The 16753-nt window shown below is 72.6% G+C and carries 13 protein-coding genes; 7 read left to right on the plus strand and 6 right to left on the minus strand.

What is annotated here, in order from left to right:
• From ACW62_RS24360 to ACW62_RS24380, 5 genes are all read right to left on the minus strand, one after another.
• Positions 1-966: adenosylhomocysteinase (locus ACW62_RS24360; protein WP_053206714.1), on the minus strand; the 966-nt coding region annotated here is incomplete at its 3' end.
• A 21-nt stretch (positions 967-987) separates the two neighbouring features.
• A complete protein-coding gene (gene metH / locus ACW62_RS24365; protein WP_157574954.1) occupies positions 988-4530 on the minus strand; it encodes a methionine synthase in 3543 nt (1180 codons plus the stop codon).
• Between the two features lie 11 nt (positions 4531-4541).
• The gene (locus ACW62_RS24370; RefSeq protein ID WP_053206715.1) at positions 4542-5522 is read right to left on the minus strand and encodes a carbohydrate kinase family protein; all 981 of its coding nucleotides are present in this window, start codon (positions 5520-5522) and stop codon (positions 4542-4544) included.
• A 20-nt stretch (positions 5523-5542) separates the two neighbouring features.
• Positions 5543-6739 (minus strand): methionine adenosyltransferase, encoded by a 1197-nt coding sequence (gene metK / locus ACW62_RS24375; RefSeq protein WP_053206716.1) that lies wholly within the window; start codon positions 6737-6739, stop codon positions 5543-5545.
• A complete protein-coding gene (locus tag ACW62_RS24380) occupies positions 6736-8442 on the minus strand; it encodes a glycine/sarcosine N-methyltransferase (protein ID WP_083460131.1) in 1707 nt (568 codons plus the stop codon). Before ACW62_RS24380 ends, metK begins: the two co-directional genes overlap by 4 nt.
• Positions 8443-8964: 522 nt before the next feature.
• Between ACW62_RS24380 and ACW62_RS24385 the strand changes: the two genes are divergently transcribed.
• On the plus strand, positions 8965-9174 hold the full coding sequence (locus tag ACW62_RS24385) for an antitoxin (protein WP_053206834.1): 210 nt from the start codon (positions 8965-8967) through the stop codon (positions 9172-9174).
• Between the two features lie 36 nt (positions 9175-9210).
• Here ACW62_RS24385 and ACW62_RS24390 read toward each other — a convergent pair whose 3' ends face one another.
• On the minus strand, positions 9211-9861 hold the full coding sequence (locus tag ACW62_RS24390) for a class III extradiol ring-cleavage dioxygenase family protein (protein ID WP_205629565.1): 651 nt from the start codon (positions 9859-9861) through the stop codon (positions 9211-9213).
• A 104-nt stretch (positions 9862-9965) separates the two neighbouring features.
• On the opposite strand from ACW62_RS24390, the gene ACW62_RS24395 reads away from it, so the two are divergent.
• From ACW62_RS24395 to ACW62_RS24420, 6 genes are all read left to right on the plus strand, one after another.
• Positions 9966-12185, plus strand: coding sequence for a hypothetical protein (locus ACW62_RS24395; RefSeq protein ID WP_053206718.1), 2220 nt, complete (start codon positions 9966-9968; stop codon positions 12183-12185).
• 286 nt (positions 12186-12471) lie between these two features.
• A complete protein-coding gene (locus ACW62_RS24400) occupies positions 12472-12834 on the plus strand; it encodes a cupin domain-containing protein (RefSeq protein ID WP_053206719.1) in 363 nt (120 codons plus the stop codon).
• Positions 12827-13696: an ABC transporter permease gene (locus tag ACW62_RS24405; RefSeq protein ID WP_205629566.1), complete on the plus strand. Its 870-nt coding sequence runs from the start codon at positions 12827-12829 to the stop codon at positions 13694-13696. Before ACW62_RS24400 ends, ACW62_RS24405 begins: the two co-directional genes overlap by 8 nt.
• 23 nt (positions 13697-13719) lie before the next feature.
• The gene (locus ACW62_RS24410; protein ID WP_053206720.1) at positions 13720-14724 is read left to right on the plus strand and encodes an ABC transporter substrate-binding protein; all 1005 of its coding nucleotides are present in this window, start codon (positions 13720-13722) and stop codon (positions 14722-14724) included.
• A 20-nt stretch (positions 14725-14744) separates the two neighbouring features.
• Positions 14745-15554, plus strand: a complete 810-nt coding sequence (locus ACW62_RS24415) for an ABC transporter ATP-binding protein (protein ID WP_053206836.1) — start codon at positions 14745-14747, stop codon at positions 15552-15554.
• Positions 15551-16720 (plus strand): purine-cytosine permease family protein, encoded by a 1170-nt coding sequence (locus tag ACW62_RS24420; protein ID WP_053206721.1) that lies wholly within the window; start codon positions 15551-15553, stop codon positions 16718-16720. Before ACW62_RS24415 ends, ACW62_RS24420 begins: the two co-directional genes overlap by 4 nt.
• The last annotated feature ends 33 nt before the right edge of the window (positions 16721-16753 follow it).

Here is a 16753-nt window from a genome sequence, read left to right on the forward strand (position 1 = left end):
GCCGGTCGCGGTCACCACGATGTCCGCCCGCTCGATCGCCTCGTCCAGCGTGGTCACCTCGTAGCCGTCCATCGCCGCCTGCAACGCGCAGATCGGGTCGATCTCCGTCACCACCACCCGCGCGCCCTGCCCGCGCAGCGACTCCGCGCACCCCTTACCGACATCGCCGTACCCGCACACCACCGCCACCTTCCCCCCGATCAGGACATCGGTGGCCCGGTTGATCCCATCGATCAGCGAATGCCGGCACCCGTACTTGTTGTCGAACTTGCTCTTCGTCACCGAATCGTTCACGATGATACCCGGGAACAACAACGCGCCGTCGCGCATCATCTCGTACAACCGGTGCACCCCGGTCGTGGTCTCCTCCGTCACACCACGGATCTCCCGCGCCATCGCCGTCCACCGCGAGTCCGACTCGCCCAGGGTGCGCTTCAACAGCCCGAGCACGACCCGCCACTCCTCCGGATCATCCGCCGCCGGGTCCGGGACCGTGCCGGCCTTCTCGAACTCCACCCCCTTGTGCACCAGCAGGGTCGCGTCGCCACCGTCGTCGAGGATCATGTTCGGGCCAGCGGCGCCGGGCCAGGTCAACGCCTGCTCGGTGCACCACCAGTACTCCTCCAACGACTCACCCTTCCACGCGAACACCGGCACCCCCGCCGGCGCGTCCACCGTCCCCGTCGGGCCGACCGCGATCGCCGCGGCCGCGTGATCCTGGGTGGAGAAGATGTTGCACGACGCCCACCGGACATCCGCGCCCAACACCGTCAACGTCTCGATCAACACCGCCGTCTGCACCGTCATGTGCAGCGAACCCGTGATCCGGGCGCCAGTGAGCGGTTTGCTGTCACCGAACTCGGCACGCATCGCCATCAAACCCGGCATCTCATGCTCAGCCAAACGAATCTCACGACGACCGAAATCAGCCAACGACAGATCAGCGACCTTGAAATCAAGGGACATGGAACGGCTCCTCAAGTCGATTCAGGTGGTGAAGTAGACGGCCTCGGGGTGGTGCACCACCAAGGCATCGGTCGACTGCTCGGGGTGCAGCTGGTGTTCCGCCGAGAGCGTGACCCCGATCCGGCCGGGGTCGAGCAGCGCGACGACCTTCTCGCGGTCGCGCAGGTCGGGGCAGGCCTCGTAGCCCAGCGAGTACCGGGCGCCGCGGTACCCCAGCCGGAAGAACTCGGTGACGTCGTCGGCGTCCTCGGCCGCGACGGACCCGCCGCCGGGCAGCCGCAGCTCCTGGCGGACCCGGCGGTGCCAGTACTCGGCCAGCGCCTCGGTGAGCTGGACCCCGAGCCCGTGCACCTCGAGGTAGTCGCGATAGGCGTCCGCGGCGAACAGCTCGTTGGCGAAGTCGGCGATCGGCTGCCCCATCGTCACCAGCTGCAGCGGCAGCACGTCCACCCGGCCCGAGCTCACGGCCAGGTCGCGGGGACGGAAGTAGTCGGCCAGGCACAGCCGCCGGTCCCGGCGCTGCCGCGGGAAGGTGAAGCGGCACCGTTCGCCGGCGTCCGGCGCCGGAGCGTCCAGCACGACGAGGTCGTCGCCCTCGGAGACGCACGGGAGGTAGCCGTACACGACCGCGGCGTGCGCGACGACGCCCCGAGTCGTCAGCTCGTCCAGCCAGTACCGCAGCCGCGGCCGGCCTTCGGTCTCGACCAGCTCCTCGTACCCGGGGCCCTCGCCCGCCCGGGCGCCGCGCAGCCCCCACTGGCCGAGGAACGTGGCGCGCTCGTCCAGCAGTGCCGCGTACTCGGCCAGCGCGATGCCGCGCACCACCCGGGTGCCCCAGAACGGCGGCTCGGGGACGGGGACGTCGGCGGCGACGTCGGACCGGCCGCCGGGCGGCTGGGCCGCCTCCTGCTCGGCCCGGCGCGCCTCGGCGAGCTGCTTCGACCGCTGCCGGCGGGCGCGTCGTTCGGCGCGTTTGGCCTCGGCCTCCGGGTCGGCCTCGACGACGCCGCCCCGCTTGCGCTTCATGATGGAGTCCATCAGCCGCAGGCCCTCGAAGGCGTCGCGGGCGTAGCTGACCTCGCCCTTGTAGACCGAGGCGAGGTCGTCCTCGACGAACGTGCGGTTCAGCGCCGCACCGCCCAGCAGCACGGGCCAGGTCTCGGCCACGCCGCGCGCGTTCATCTCCTCGAGGTTCTCCTTCATGACCACCGTCGACTTCACCAGCAGCCCGGACATGCCGACGGCGTCGGCCCGGTGCTCGCTCGCCGCGTCGAGGATCGCGCCCACCGGCTGCTTGATGCCGAGGTTGACCACGTCGTAGCCGTTGTTGGAGAGGATGATGTCGACGAGGTTCTTGCCGATGTCGTGCACGTCGCCCTTGACCGTCGCCAGCACGATCCGGCCCTTCCCGCCGGAGTCGTCCTTCTCCATGTGCGGTTCCAGGTGCGCCACCGCCGCCTTCATGACCTCGGCGGACTGCAGCACGAACGGCAGCTGCAGCTGGCCCGACCCGAACAACTCGCCGACCGTCCTCATGCCGGACAGCAGCGTGTCGTTGACGATCTCCAGCGGCGGCCGCTCCCGCATGGCCGCGTCGAGATCGGCCTCGAGGCCGTTGCGCTCGCCGTCGACGATGCGCCGCTCCAACCGCTCCCCCAGCGGCAGCCGGGCCAGCTCCTCGGCCCGGGTCTCCCGGTTGGACGCGGCGGTGGCGCCCTCGAACAGCTCCATGAACCGCTGCAGCGGGTCGTACCCCTCGCGCCGCCGGTCGTAGATCAGGTCGAGGGCGACCGCACGCTGCTCGTCCGGGATCCGCGACATCGGCAGGATCTTCGAGGCGTGCACGATGGCCGTCGTCAGGCCGGCCTCGACGCACTCGTGCAGGAAGACGGAGTTGAGCACCTGCCGGGCGGCGGGGTTCAGGCCGAACGAGACGTTGGACACGCCCAGCGTCGTCTGCACGGCCGGGTACCGGTCCCGCAGCCGGCGGATCGCCTCGATCGTCTCGGCCGCGTCGCGGCGGACCTCCTCCTGACCCGTCGAGATCGGGAAGGTCAGGGTGTCGACGATGATGTCGTCGAGGGCGAGCCCCCAGTTCGCGGTGAGGTCCTCGATCAGCCGCGAGGCCACGCGCACCTTCCAGTCCGCCGTCCGCGCCTGGCCCTCCTCGTCGATGCAGAGGGCGACGACGGCGGCGCCGTGCTCCGCGGCGACGCGCATCGCGCGCTGGAACCGCGAGTCCGGCCCGTCACCGTCCTCGTAGTTCACCGAGTTGATCACGCAGCGGCCGCCGAGGCGTTCCAGGCCCGCCTCGAGCACCGCCGGTTCGGTGGAGTCGAGCATCACCGGCAGCGTCGACGCCGTGGCCAGCCGGTACGCCAGCGTGTCCATGTCGGCGACGCCGTCCCGGCCGACGTAGTCGACGCACAGGTCCATCAGGTGGGCGCCGTCGCGGGTCTGCGCCCGGGCGATCTCGACGCAGTCGTCCCACCTCTCGTCCGCCATCGCCGTCCGGAACGCCTTGGAGCCGTTCGCGTTGGTCCGCTCGCCGATCACCAGCACGCTGGTGTCCTGGCGGAACGGCACGCTCTGGTAGACGGATGCGACGCCGGCCTCGCGCTCCGGCGAGCGCTCGGCCGGGGGCAGGCCGTCCACCGCGGCCACGACGGCCCGCAAGTGCTCGGGCGTCGTGCCGCAACAGCCGCCCACCAGCCGGGCTCCGTGGTCGCGGACGAACCCGGCGAGCGCCGCGGCGAGCTGGTCCGGGCCGAGCGGGTAGACCGCGCCGTCCGGGCCGAGCTCCGGCAGCCCCGCGTTCGGCATGACCGAGATCGGCACCCGGGCGTGGCGGGCCAGGTAGCGCAGGTGCTCGCCCATCTCGGCCGGTCCCGTGGCGCAGTTCATCCCGATCAGGTCGACGCCCAGCGGTTCCAGCGCCGTCACGGCCGCGCCGATCTCGCTGCCGACCAGCATGGTGCCGGTGGTCTCGACGGTGACCTGGACGACGATCGGGACCTCGTGGCCCGCCGCCCGCATCGCCCGCTTCGCGCCCAGGATCGCCGCCTTCGCCTGCAGCAGGTCCTGGCTGGTCTCGACGAGGACGGCGTCGATGCCGCCGGCCAGCATGCCGGCGACCTGCTCGGCGTAGGCGTCGCGGAGGTGGGCGTAGCGGACGTGGCCGAGGGTCGGCAGCTTCGTGCCCGGCCCGACCGAGCCGAGGACGAACCGCGGCCGGTCCGGGGTGGCGAACTCGTCGGCCGTCTCGCGGGCCAGCCGGGCGCCGGCCTCGGCCAGCTCGCCGATCCGCCCGGCGATGTCGTACTCGGCGAGGTTGGCCCAGTTGGCGCCGAAGGTGTTCGTCTCGACGAGGTCGGAGCCGGCCTCGTAGTAGGCCCGGTGCACCGACCGCACGACGTCGGGGCGAGTGACGTTCAGGATCTCGTTGCACCCCTCGAGCCCGACGAAGTCGTCCAGCCCGAGGTCGTGGCCCTGCAGCATGGTGCCCATGGCGCCGTCGGCCACGAGCACCCGCCGGTCAAGGGCCTCGATGAAGGTCTCGGTCACGCGGTCCCCTCTCAGGCGGCGGGCAGGAACGGCAGGATCTCGGCCGCGGCGTCGTCGCCGTAGGCGTCGGCCATGCGGCGGTGGAAGGCCACGGAGTCGACCAGGTACTCCTGCGGTCCGCGCGCCTCGATGGTGAGGGTGGCGAGCAGGCACCCCGTCTGCATCGCGCGTTCGAGCGGGACGTCCCACGACAACGCGGCCAGGAACCCGGCCCGGAACGCGTCGCCGATGCCGGTCGGGTCGAGCTCCCGCTTCGCCGGCACACACGGGACCACCACCGGCGCGGCGCCGTTCGCCTCCAGGCGCGCGCCGCCGGCGCCCAGCGTCGTCATCCAGCCGCCGACCCGCTCCAGCACGTCCGCGTGCGACCAGCCGGTCTTCTCGCACAGCAGCCCGGCCTCGTACTCGTTCGTGAACAGGAACCGGGCCCCGGGCACCAGCGACGCGACCTCCTCGCCGCTCATGCGGGCGATCTGCTGGGAGAAGTCCGCGACGAACGGCAGGCCGAGATCGCGGCACTGCTGGGTGTGCCGGATCATGCCGTCCGGGTCGCTGGCGCCGACGTGGACGAGGTCGAGTCCCCCGGCCCGCTCGGCGACGGCGCCCAGATCGATCTCGCCGGTCTCGGCCATGGCGCCGGAGTAGAACGAGGCGATCTGGTTGTTCATGCTGTCGCTCGTGCACAGGTAGCGCGCCGTGTGCCGTTCGTCGGACACCCGGACGTGCGAGGTGTCGACGCCGTTGAGCTCCAGCCAGGAGCGGTACTCGTCGAAGTCCGGGCCGACGGCGCCGACCAGGAGCGGGCGCAATCCCAGCGCGCCCATGCCGTAGGAGATGTTGGCCGCCACGCCGCCGCGGCGGACGTCGAGCCGGTCGATGAGGAAGGACAGCGACACCTGCTCGAGCCGGTCGGCGACGAGCTGGTCGGTGAAGCGTCCGGGGAACACCATCAGGTAGTCGGTGGCGATGGAGCCGGTCACGGCGACGCGCATGGCAGGGCCTCCTCGGGTGATCAGGCTCGGGCGGCTTCGCGCAACTGGTCGACCCGCCCGGTCCGCTCCCAGGGGAGATCGAGGTCCGGGCGGCCGAAGTGCCCGTAGGCGGCGGTCGGCGCGTAGATAGGACGCAGCAGGTCGAGGTCGCGGATGATCGCCGCCGGCCGCAGGTCGAACACCTCCTCGATGGCCAGCTGGATCTTGGCCGGGTCGACGGCCTCGGTGCCGAACGTCTCGACGAACAGCCCGACCGGCGCGGCCTTCCCGATGGCGTAGGCCACCTGCACCTCGATCCGTCCGGCCAGGCCCGCGGCGACGGCGTTCTTCGCCACCCACCGCATCGCGTACGCCGCCGACCGGTCAACCTTGGACGGGTCCTTGCCGGAGAACGCGCCGCCGCCGTGCCGGGCCATCCCGCCGTACGTGTCGACGATGATCTTGCGCCCGGTCAGCCCGGCGTCGCCGACCGGCCCGCCGACCACGAACCGGCCAGTCGGGTTGACCAGCAGGCGGGTGTCCGCCGTGTCCAGCTCGACGCCGGCCAGCACCGGCGCCATGACGTGATCGTGCACGTCCACGGCCAGCATCCGGTCCAGGTCGATGTCCGCGGCGTGCTGGCTCGACACCACGACGGTGTCGAGCCGCACCGGACGCTCGCCCTCGTACTCGACGGTCACCTGCGTCTTGCCGTCCGGCCGCAGGTACGGCAGGACGCCGTCGCGTCGCACCGCCGCGAGCCGGCGGGACAGCCGGTGCGCCAGCGCGATCGGCAGCGGCATCAGCTCGGGCGTGTCCGAGCAGGCGTAGCCGAACATCAGCCCCTGGTCGCCCGCGCCCTGGGCGTCGATGGCGTCGGTGGCGCCCTCGACCCGCAACTCGTGCGCGGTGTCGACGCCCTGGGCGATGTCGGCGGACTGCGCGTCGATCGCGACGTTCACGCCGCACGACTCCCCGTCGAAACCCTTGGCCGAGGAGTCGTAGCCGATGCGCAGGATCCGGTCCCGCACGATCGCCGGGATGTCCACGTAGCCGCTGGTGGTCACCTCGCCCGCGACGTGCACCTGCCCGGTCGTGATCAGCGTCTCGACGGCGACCCGGGACCGCGGGTCCTGCGCCAGCATCGCGTCCAGGATGGAGTCGCTGATCGCGTCCGCCATCTTGTCCGGGTGGCCCTCCGTCACCGACTCGCTGGTGAACAGCCGCCGAAAGGTCATCGCTGCGCTCCTTCTTCGCGTCGGGCGGTGAAGATCCCCCAGGTCAGCTGCCCGGCCCGGCCGCCGTCGATCCAGTGCCGCAGGCCGGCCTTCATCCGGACGAGGTAGTCGTCGCCGACCACTCCGTTCAGCTCGGCCGCACGCCGCTCCGTCTCGGCCAGCACGCGCTGGTAGTGGCTGACCAGGTCGTGCGAGCGGTCGTGGAACTCCACCGACGTCAGGCCGAGGCGGCCGAGCTGGTGGGTGTAGAAGGCCGGCGAGGCCATCGACTCCAGGTGCAGGCGCTGCAGGATGGGGGCCAGGCTCGCGGCGGACGCGTCGTCGGCGCTCATCGGGTCGGTGAACACCATGACGCCGCCGGGCCGGAGCACCCGGGCGGCCTCCTCCAGCACGCGCGCCCGGTCACCACTGTGCAGGAACGCGTCCTGCGACCAGACGACGTCGAAGGCCTGGTCCTCGAACGGCAGGTCCTCGAACGACCCGTCCACCACGTCGACCAGGCCGTCCAGCCCTTGCGCGGCGGTGAGCCGGCGGTTGCGGTCGTTCTCGACCTCGCTCAGGTTCAGGCAGGTGACGGAGCAGCCGAACGTGCTCGCCAGGTACCGGCCCGCGCCGCCGTAGCCGGAGCCCACGTCCAGGACGCGCAACTGCGGGCCGACGTCCACCAGGGCCGCCATCGTCTCGACCGTCCGCCGGCTGGCCACGGCGATGTCCTCGTCCGCCTCGGCGTACGTGCCGACGTGGATGTCCTCGCCACCCCAGACGGTCGCGTAGAAGCCGTCGGCGTCGGCGGAGTTGTAGTAGTCCCGCGCGGTCTGGACCGCGGCGGAGTAGTGGTCGGTGAGCTCCTCGTCAGGCACGTAACTCTTCTCCGCGACGTGGATGTAGAAGTCCGGGCGGTCGTCGGCGTACGTCTGCTGGAAGTCGCCGTAGGTCTCCACCTTCTGGAAGCCCACCTCGCGCATCAGACGTCGCACGTAGTCCTTGCGCAGCGGGAACATGTTCAGGTGGTACTCGGAGCCGTCCGAGAAGCGGTACCGGAACCGCGCCAGCCCCGGGTCCACGTGCTCCGGCTCGGCCGAGACGTCCTCGCCGCAGTAGTAGTAGGTGTGCTTGCTGGCGAAGCCGTCGTCCAGGATCGCGTCGTAGTTGCGCTGGTCCAGGATGAGGACGCCGTCGTGCTTCAGCATCGCGTAGAACTCCGCGAGCGCCTTGCGCCGGTCCCGCTCCGAGAACAGGTGGGTGAAGGAGTTCCCCAGGCACACGATCGCGTCGTACTCGCCATGGACGTCCCGGTTCAGCCACCGCCAGTCCGCGTGCACGACCCGCAGGATGTGGCCGCCGTGCGTCAGGCCGTTCGCGAACGCCCTGGCCAGCATGTCGGGGCTGCCGTCCGCACTGACCGTCTCGAACCCCTCTTCCAGCAGGCGGACGGAGTGGAACCCGGTGCCGGTCGCGACGTCCAGGACCTTGCGCACCCCACGGGAGCGCAGCTGGTCGATGAAGAAGCTTCCCTCGCTCTCGTAGCGGCGCTTCCAGTCGATCAGCTCGTCCCACTTCTCGACGAAACTCGCGACATATTCGGCGGTGTAGTGGTCGGTGGCGCGAACCTCGAGTGGATTGTCGCCGAAATCCTGTGGCGCGTCTGGGATCCCCGTGGTCTCGGCAATGTGTTGAAGGCCCTTCTGGTCACTTCCGGGCATACAAACTCCCTACGATTGCTCGAGTGACACGTGCGCGTGCGCCATTGCACTGGACTCGGACGGCCGGCACCTACATCACCGCAGGTAAACAGGCTTATCTGGCATCGGGCACCCGCCCGCGCCGCGCCCGCACATCCACGGCAGATCGCCACGGCCCACCAACCGCGCATTCCCCGCGGCGGGCCCTCATGGCGCAATCCACGCTAGGGGGTTCGTATCGATATAGCAAGATCCTGACAATATTCGTCGTTGACCAGTGCATTTACTCCGAATTTCATGATTTCGGCGCGCCTTCGACCCCCACGGATCGAGTGTCGAGACCGATACGGTATATTCGGTGCGTTACGCACTTTTGCCTCGATCATTTCCGGCCGGGCGTCCTCGCATTCCCACGGCGAGCGCCACGGGTGTCGGCGAACGCGTTGCGGGTCGCCGGAGGTGGGGGTATGAACGTCGGTGGGAGCGCTGTTCGAGCCGCACCAGGCGGCCCGACGGCCACGTCAACGAGGGGAAGTGCCGATCATGGGCTTCGACGAAATCAAGAACAAGGTCACCGACATGCTCTCGGACAACGCTGACAAGGTCGGCGACGGTGTCGACAAGGCCACCGACTTCATCGACGACAAGACCGGCGGCAAGTACAGCGAGCACCTCGAGGGCGTCGACGACAAGGCCCGCGACCTCATCGACGGCCTCGACGGCGAGAAGGGCGAGGACAACCCGCCCGCCTGACGCCGTCGACCGGTCGAGCTGGGAGCGGTACGCGCGTCAGCCGTGCCGTTCCCAGACGCCGACCAGGTAGCCGACGCCGTACGGGGCGGCGTCGTAGCCCACCTCGGCATCGAACAGCCCGTCGTCGGCGGCGCCAGCGAGCACCCGCAGTGCCTGGCGCCCCGGCGACCCGGCCTCCGCGTCCGCGTCCGCGTCGAGGCCCAGGAGGCCGCGCGGATCGCCGTCACGCAGGGCGGCCGCCAGTGCGGCGTCGTAACGCTCCGCCCGCCCGCGCAGCGCGTCCGGCGTGGTGTCCGCCCGCAGCGGCGAGCCGTCCGCCATCACCAGCAGCGCCACCCGGTCGGCCCGGTCGGCGAGCCGCCGGCCCAGCTCCACCCCGTCACCGTCGCCCGCGTCGCCGGCCACCGTCGCCGTCGCCACCGGCCCCTCCCAGCCGTCGCGCTGCAGCAGCCAGGCGCCGACGCTGAGCGAGAGCGGCATCGTCCGGCCCTCTCCGGCGCCGGGGAGCGCGACCGTGACGTCGAGGCCGTACCCGGCCAGACTGCCCGCCCGCCCCGCCTCGTCGGCCGTCGTCTCACCCGGCCCGACGACGACCAGGAGGTCCGGGCTGGCCGCCCGCAGGTCGTCCAGTGCGGACCAGCAGGCCGCCCGGACGTCGTCCATCCGGGCGTCGTCAGAGGCCACCATAAGCGGCGGATACGGGCAGATCGCAGCGGCGATGAGCACACTAGAGCCTAGCTGCGGCGCGGCCCGGCTGCGCCACCGGCCTTCTTCATGGTCGAATGTCGGATATGTTCGACGCCGACAACAGCTTCCTCCTCACCGTCGCCGGTGTGGTGCTGCTGCTCGGCCTCGGCACCGTCATCGCCTGGCTCCCCGCGCGCCGCCACGACACCGCCGGACTCCCGGCCCGGCTGCTGGTGACGACCGGCCTGATCATGGGCATCGCCGACCTCGGCGGCCTCGGCAGCGTGCTCGGCTTCGCGCTGGCGGCGATGGGCGGGCTGATCGCGTGGGAGGCCCAGCCGCCGCCCGAGGTTCCGCGCCCGCACCGCGGCGGCATCGTGGTGGCGGCCGTTCTCGCCGGACTCGCCGCGCTGGGGACGTTCGAGGGCTGGGGCCCACTGGTCCGGCTCCCGTCCGAGCTCCGCGCCGTCGGCACCCTCGTCGTCGGGGTGACGGGGGCGCTGGCGACCATGGCCATCGCCGATCGGGCCCGGGTCCGCCTGCGGGTGGCCGTCCGGCGCCGCTTCGGCCCGCCCCAGCGACCGTCCCCGCCATCGGCCCCGCCAGCCACCCTGCCATCGGCCCAGCCGGCGGACCTGCCCGCTGTCGGCCCAGCGTCCATCGGTGCTGCCGCTGCTCCCGCGCCGGTCGGTGCTGCTGGCGCCGCGAGTGTCGTCGCGGCGCACCAGGCGCCCAGCGAGCCCACTCCCCCACCGGCGGCAGTTGAATCGGCGACCGCCGAGCCGCAGCCGGCCGAGGCGAGTCCTGCGGCCGCCGAACCGGAACCGCCGCCGGCCGAGCGCGAACCTGTCGCACCAGTGCCCGAGACTCAGGCACCGCCCGCCAGCCCGGCCCAGCCGCCGCCCGTCACCCCGGAGCCGGAGCCGCAGGCGCGGTCCGCAAGCGTCGCCGCGCAGTCGCCGAGCCGCCCGTCCGGCGTCATCCGGCGCCGCTACGCACCGCCACGCACGCGAGACGCGTCGCCGGAGGCGGCCGAGGCAGAGGCGGAGGCGGCCGAGGCAGAGCCGGCGGCAGCCCAGGCAGAGCCGGCGGCAGCCCAGGCAGAGCCGGCGGCAGCCGAGGCAGAGCCGGCGGAGCCGCGGGGCCGCCATCGCGAACCCCCGGCGCCGGCCGAGACCGCCGGGTCCGGGTGGACCCGGCTCCGCGCCGCGGTCGCGCACCGGCTCGGCGGCGCACGACAGCAGGCCGAGTCCGCCGCACCCGCCGCGCCCGCCACCGCACCGCTCGCGTCCACCGAACCGGCCGGCGCCGAGGCGGCGCCGACCGGCCGCACGCGCTCGAGACTGGAGTTGCGCCGTGCCGTCAGCCGGCGCATCGCGGCAGCTTGGCCCGACCCGGCCGACGACGCCGGCGAAGCTGGGGCCGGGAGCGAGCAGCCCGTCGCGGCCGGGCCGGCCGTGCCGTGGCGGACCCGGATCCGGACCGCCTTCCGCCGCGCCACGTCCGCACCACCGGAGCCGGACGCCCGGCCGGCGCCCATCGCCGAGCCGGCGCCCGTCGCCCAGTCGGAGCCCACGCCGGAGCCCACTCCCGAGCCGGCCGAGGAGCAGACCGGGCCGGCGTGGGTGCGTGCCCGCGACACCCTGCGGCGCCTGACCACGACGCGACTGGAGCAGGCCGAGCAGAAGCCGGCCGGGCCGGAGCCGAAGGCCGAGCCGCGCGAGGAGCAGAGCGGACCGGCGTGGGTCCGGGCCCGCGACGCGCTGCGCAGGCTGACGACCACGCGACTCGAGCAGCTCGGCGAGGACCGGCCGGCCGATCCGCCGCCGCCGGCCGAGGAGCCCGGTCCGCTGCACGACGCCCAGGAGGTCGTGCCGTGGGCCCGCCGCGACGCGCTGCGACGGCTGACGGTGATCAGGCTGGAGCGGCTCGACGAGGACGAGAGCACGAACGGCCAGCAGACCACGCCGACGATCCGGAAGAGCAAGCCGCCGAAGGGATCGGGGACGGCGCCGGGCAAGGGCGGCGGCTCGGTGCCACGCCGCGTCGAGCCGGCCGGCCCGGTCGAGCCGAGCGGCCCGGTCGAGCCGAGCGGCCAGCTGGACAGCCGGCCCGGACCGGCGCAGTCCACGACACCGCGCGAGCCCTCGCACGACGCCGGCCCGCCGTGGGGACGGCGGTTGCGGGTGAACGGGGCGGAACTGCCGCCTCCCCCGCCGCCACCGCCGGTGGCCGCGAAGCAGCGCGCGCCGGTACGGGTGGTCGGTGTGCCGCCCGGCACGCCGCCGCCGCCTCAGCCTCCCCCGCCGCCACCCGCCGCCTGACGAGCGCGGCGCGCCAACGGCGTAGCCGCCATGATCATCAACCTTTTGAGCCGCTATGACCACCAGAAAGGTGGATGATCTGCGGCTCTCGTTGCCGTTGCTCTCGGTGACCTCATCCACGGCGCCGAACCCGCTGCGGGCCGCGTTGTTCAGCACGCCGCCGCAGCCGGCGAACCGCCGGGCGATCTGGACGGACCGGACCCTTGACCACCTCGGCAACACCCCGGTAACGTCGGCCGACACAGGAAAGCGTTTTCCACCGACGTACTTCCGCAAGGAGGCGCGAATGGCCGCATCCTCGACCGTACCGAACGCACCCGCCACTGCCAGGCTCGATGCGATCGAGCCGCGCTCGTGCTCATGCGGGCAGACCCGCCGGGCGTTCGTCGACGTGGAGCCGGGGACGGCGAGCGTGCATCTGCTCGACGTCGACGCGGCGATCAGCCACTACCACCGCCGGGCCACCGAGATCTACGTGGTCCTGGAGGGCGAGGGCCAGGTGGAGCTGGACGGCGTCACGCACGAGGCCGGCCCGCTGAGCGCGTTCCTGATCCCGCCGGGCACCCGGCACCGCGCGATCGGCGAGCTCCGCGCGCTGGTCGTCGCCATCCCCGCCGCCGACGACGAGGACGAGTACTTCGATGCCTGACGTGATGTCCCCGGCCGCTCCCCCATCGGCCGAATCAGAGAACGACGAGGCGCCCGCCCGGCGGACGGCCGCCCAGCGCGCGATCCAGCTCCTCGACGCCGCCTGGCGACCCGCCCTGCTGCTGGTCCTGCTTGGATTCGGCTGGTGGGCGGTCACGGCGGCCGAGGTCTTCCCCGCCTACCTGGTGCCCACACCGGGCGACGTCGCGAACGAGCTGGTCGAGGAGCGCGAGATGCTCGCCCGGCACACCTGGGTGACGACGTACGAGACGGTGCTGGGCTTCCTGCTGGCGGCGGCGATCGGGCTGCTCGCAGCGGTCCTGATCGTGTACTCGCCCACGCTGGAGAAGGCGCTGTACCCGCTGATCCTGTTCGCTCAGGTGATCCCGAAGATCGCCATCGCGCCGATCCTCGTCGTCTGGTTCGGGTTCGGGCCGATGCCGAAGGTGATCCTGGCGGTGCTGATCGCGTTCTTCCCGATCGTGGTCTCCGGGGTCGCGGGCCTGCGCTCGACCGATCCGGAGCTGCTGGACCTGTCCGCGACGATGGGCGCCAGCCGGTGGAAGACGTTCCGGAAGATCCGGTTCCCGAACGCGCTGCCGCACCTGCTGTCGGGCCTGAAGGTGGCCGTGACGCTGGCCGTCGTCGGCGCGGTGGTCGGCGAGTTCGTCGGCGCCGACGAAGGGCTCGGGTACGTGCTGCTGCTGGCCAGCGGCAACCTGAACTCGTCGCTGCTGTTCGCCGACCTGATCCTGATGTCCGCCCTCGGCGTCGTGCTGTTCGTCGCGGTCGAAGTGGCCGAGAAGCTGCTCATCCCCTGGCACGCCAGCCGGCGGCAGGGCGTTCCCCTGACCACGTCATGAAGAAACCCACGAAAGGGCCCACCATGCGACGCAGCCTGCTGGCCACCGCGGCCGTGGCACTCCTCGCGCTGTCCGCCTGCGGCGGCGACGACGAACCCACCGCGGCAGGTGACGGCGAACTGACCGAGGTGACCCTGACCCTGAACTGGGTCCCGTACGGCGAGCACGCGCCGTTCTACTACGGCGTCGCCGAGGGCATCTACGAGGAGGAGGGCATCGACCTGGAGATCAAGCCGGGCAGCGGCTCCGGGACGACGGTGCAGCAGGTCGCCCAGGCGCAGACCGACTTCGGCTGGGCCGACACGCCGCCGCTGCTCAACGGCGTCACCGAGGGCATGCCGATCAAGAGCCTCGGGGTGTTCCTGCAGACCGGCCCGGCGTCGGTGGAGTTCTTCACCGACCAGGGCATCAGCGAGCCGGCCGACCTCGTCGGCAAGGTGGTCGCGGGGACGCCGGGCGACGCCATGTACGCGACGTTCCCGGCGTGGCTGGAGCTGAACGGCGTCAACCCGGACGACGTCGAGGTGGTGAACGTCGACCCGGCCGGCAAGATCGCGGCGCTGGTCGAGGGCCGCGCCGACGTGATCATGGGCTTCTTCCACGACCAGGGCCCCACCATCGAGGACCTCAGCGGCAAGGACGTCGACGCGCTGCTGTACACCGACTGGGGCATGAACCTGCTCGGCACCGGCATCATCGCGCACCAGAAGACGATCGACGAGAACCCGGAGCTGGCCGAGGCGTTCGTACGGGCGACGGCGCGCGCCTGGGAGGCCGCCGCCGAGGACCCGGACGGCGCCGCCGCGGCCATGGAGGACGGCGCCGACGAGACCCCGCCGGCCGAGGTGCTGCGGGCCCAGCTGGAGCAGAGCATCGGCCTGCTCCGCCTGGACGAGGCCGGCACGCCCGGCGTCAACACCGAGGAGCAGTGGCAGGAGACCATCGACCTGCTGTCCGACGCCGGCTCGCTGTCCGACCCGGGCGACCCGGCGACGTACTGGGAGTCGTCGTTCGGCGAGGCCGGGTGAGCACGGAGATGACGGAGACCATGACGACGCAGCCCTCGGCCGCCGCCGGGCAACGGCCCGCCACGACCATCGACATCAAGGACCTCACCTGCAGGTTCAGCAGCAAGCGGAAGCGGACGACGGCGCTCGTCGACGTCTCGCTGTCGGTCCGGGCGGGCGAGTTCGTCAGCATCGTCGGGCCGTCGGGCTGCGGGAAGTCGACGCTGCTGAAGATCGTCGCCGGCCTGGTGCCGCCGAGCAGCGGGCAGGTGAAGCTGCTCGGCAACGAGGTCAACGGGCCGCAGCGGGAGATCGGCTTCGCCTTCCAGCGGGCCGCGCTGCTGGAATGGCGCGGCGTCCGGGCGAACATCCTGCTGCAGGCGGAGATGCGCAACCTGGACAAGCGCGCGGCCGCCGCCCGGGCCGACCAGCTGATCGAGCTGACCGGCCTGACCGGGTTCGAGTCCGCGCTGCCGCACGAGCTGTCCGGCGGCATGCAGCAGCGCGTCGCCCTGTGCCGGGCGCTGCTGCACGAGCCGCCGGTGCTGCTCATGGACGAGCCGTTCGGCGCCCTGGACGCGCTCACCCGCGAGCACATGAACGTCGAGCTGCACCGCATCTGGCGCGAGACCGGCACGACGGTCGTGCTGGTGACGCACTCCATCGCGGAGGCGGTCTACCTCGGCCAACGGGTGGTCGTGATGACGCCGCGGCCGGGCCGCATCGAGCGGGTCTACGACGTCGACCTGCCGGCCGTCCGCGAGTACGGCGCCACCATGTCCAGCCCGACGTTCGAGCAGCTGGCACGCGAGATCCGGGCGCTGCTGGGGGCCAGCGGCCAGCACGGATGACGCCCGAGCGCCGCTGGTGGAACACCGCCGGCGCGTGGCTCGCGATCGGCACCGGCCCGGCGGCGCTGGTGCTGGGCGCCGGGCTCGCCGACCGGCACGGCGGCCCCGTGCCGGTCGGCGCCCTGCTCCTGGGCGGCGTCGCGATGACGGTGCTGCTGATCGTGCCCGGACGGCTCGGGCTGCGGCCGCCCTACGGTGAGGGCCGGCCGCTGGCGGAGCTGCTCGAGGCGTACCTGCCGCGCGGCGACCGGACGGTGGTCGGCGCGCTGATGGCACTGGCGATGGCCGGCTGGCTGGGCTTCAACGCGGGCCTGGGCGGCGCGGCGCTCGGGTCGCTGCTGGACGTCCCGAAGTGGGCCGGCGTGGTCGTACTGGGGCTGCCGCTGCTGGCCATCGCGGCGGCCGGCCAGCACCGCTGGAACGCGCTGGCGCTGGTGACGACGGCGGCGGCGCTCGCGCTGATCGTCGTCATCGCGACGCACGGGTCCCCCGCCGGCGAGCCGCCGCTGGACGCGGGGTTCGGGACGTCGACGACGCTGCTCACCGACGTGGCGGTGTTCGTCGGGTACGTCGCGGTGTTCGGGCTGCGGGCGCCGGACTTCACCGCCGGGCTGCGCGGCCGGAGCGACCTGTGGGCGTGTACGGCGATCCTGGTGCTGCCGACGCTGGTCGCGGCCACCGCCGGGACGATGATCGCGCTGCGCAGCGACTCCGCCGACCTCGTGGCGCACCTGCGCACGTCGGACCTGGGGACGGCGCTCGTGGTGGTGGCGGTCGCCGCGCCGTGCCTGACGTCGTTCCACTCGGGCGGGCTGGCGCTGCGGTCGGTCACGGGGCTGCGGGACCGGCCGGCCGCGGCCGTCATCGGCGTGGCCGGGCTGGCCGTGGCGACGACCGGGTTCGAGAACGCGCTGCTCCCCTGGCTGACGGTGCTCGCCGCGGTGCTGCCGCCGCTGGTCGTCCCGCTCGGCTGGGAGGCCCGGGTGCGACGGCGGCAGCGGCGCCCGCCGCGCCCCGTCAGCGCGGCGATGTGGCTGCCCGCCGCCGCGCTCGGCGTCGCGCTGACGATCGCCGGGGTGCCCGGCGCCCCGCTCGCCGGCCTCGCCGCGGCCGTCCTCTGCACGGCCGGAACGCACGGATATCACCGGTTCCGATCCAGGCGTTGACTCGGCGCGTGCCCCGCCGTTACGGTACGGTCA

The sequence above is a fragment of the Jiangella muralis genome (genome assembly GCF_001270745.1).
In the GTDB taxonomy this organism is placed as follows: Bacteria; Actinomycetota; Actinomycetes; order Jiangellales; family Jiangellaceae; genus Jiangella; species Jiangella muralis.

Bases quoted from the DNA above. Each gene is read 5' to 3' on its own strand.
- ACW62_RS24370 (WP_053206715.1), bottom strand. From the start codon at position 5,522: ATGCGCGTCGCCGTGACCGGCTCCATCGCCACCGACTACCTGATGGTG.
- metK (WP_053206716.1), bottom strand. From the start codon at position 6,739: ATGACCTTTCGGCGGCTGTTCACCAGCGAGTCGGTGACGGAGGGCCAC.
- ACW62_RS24380 (WP_083460131.1), bottom strand. From the start codon at position 8,442: ATGCCCGGAAGTGACCAGAAGGGCCTTCAACACATTGCCGAGACCACG.
- ACW62_RS24385 (WP_053206834.1), top strand. From the start codon at position 8,965: ATGGGCTTCGACGAAATCAAGAACAAGGTCACCGACATGCTCTCGGAC.
- ACW62_RS24390 (WP_205629565.1), bottom strand. From the start codon at position 9,861: ATGGTGGCCTCTGACGACGCCCGGATGGACGACGTCCGGGCGGCCTGC.
- ACW62_RS24395 (WP_053206718.1), top strand. From the start codon at position 9,966: ATGTTCGACGCCGACAACAGCTTCCTCCTCACCGTCGCCGGTGTGGTG.
- ACW62_RS24400 (WP_053206719.1), top strand. From the start codon at position 12,472: ATGGCCGCATCCTCGACCGTACCGAACGCACCCGCCACTGCCAGGCTC.
- ACW62_RS24405 (WP_205629566.1), top strand. From the start codon at position 12,827: ATGCCTGACGTGATGTCCCCGGCCGCTCCCCCATCGGCCGAATCAGAG.
- ACW62_RS24410 (WP_053206720.1), top strand. From the start codon at position 13,720: ATGCGACGCAGCCTGCTGGCCACCGCGGCCGTGGCACTCCTCGCGCTG.
- ACW62_RS24415 (WP_053206836.1), top strand. From the start codon at position 14,745: ATGACGACGCAGCCCTCGGCCGCCGCCGGGCAACGGCCCGCCACGACC.
- ACW62_RS24420 (WP_053206721.1), top strand. From the start codon at position 15,551: ATGACGCCCGAGCGCCGCTGGTGGAACACCGCCGGCGCGTGGCTCGCG.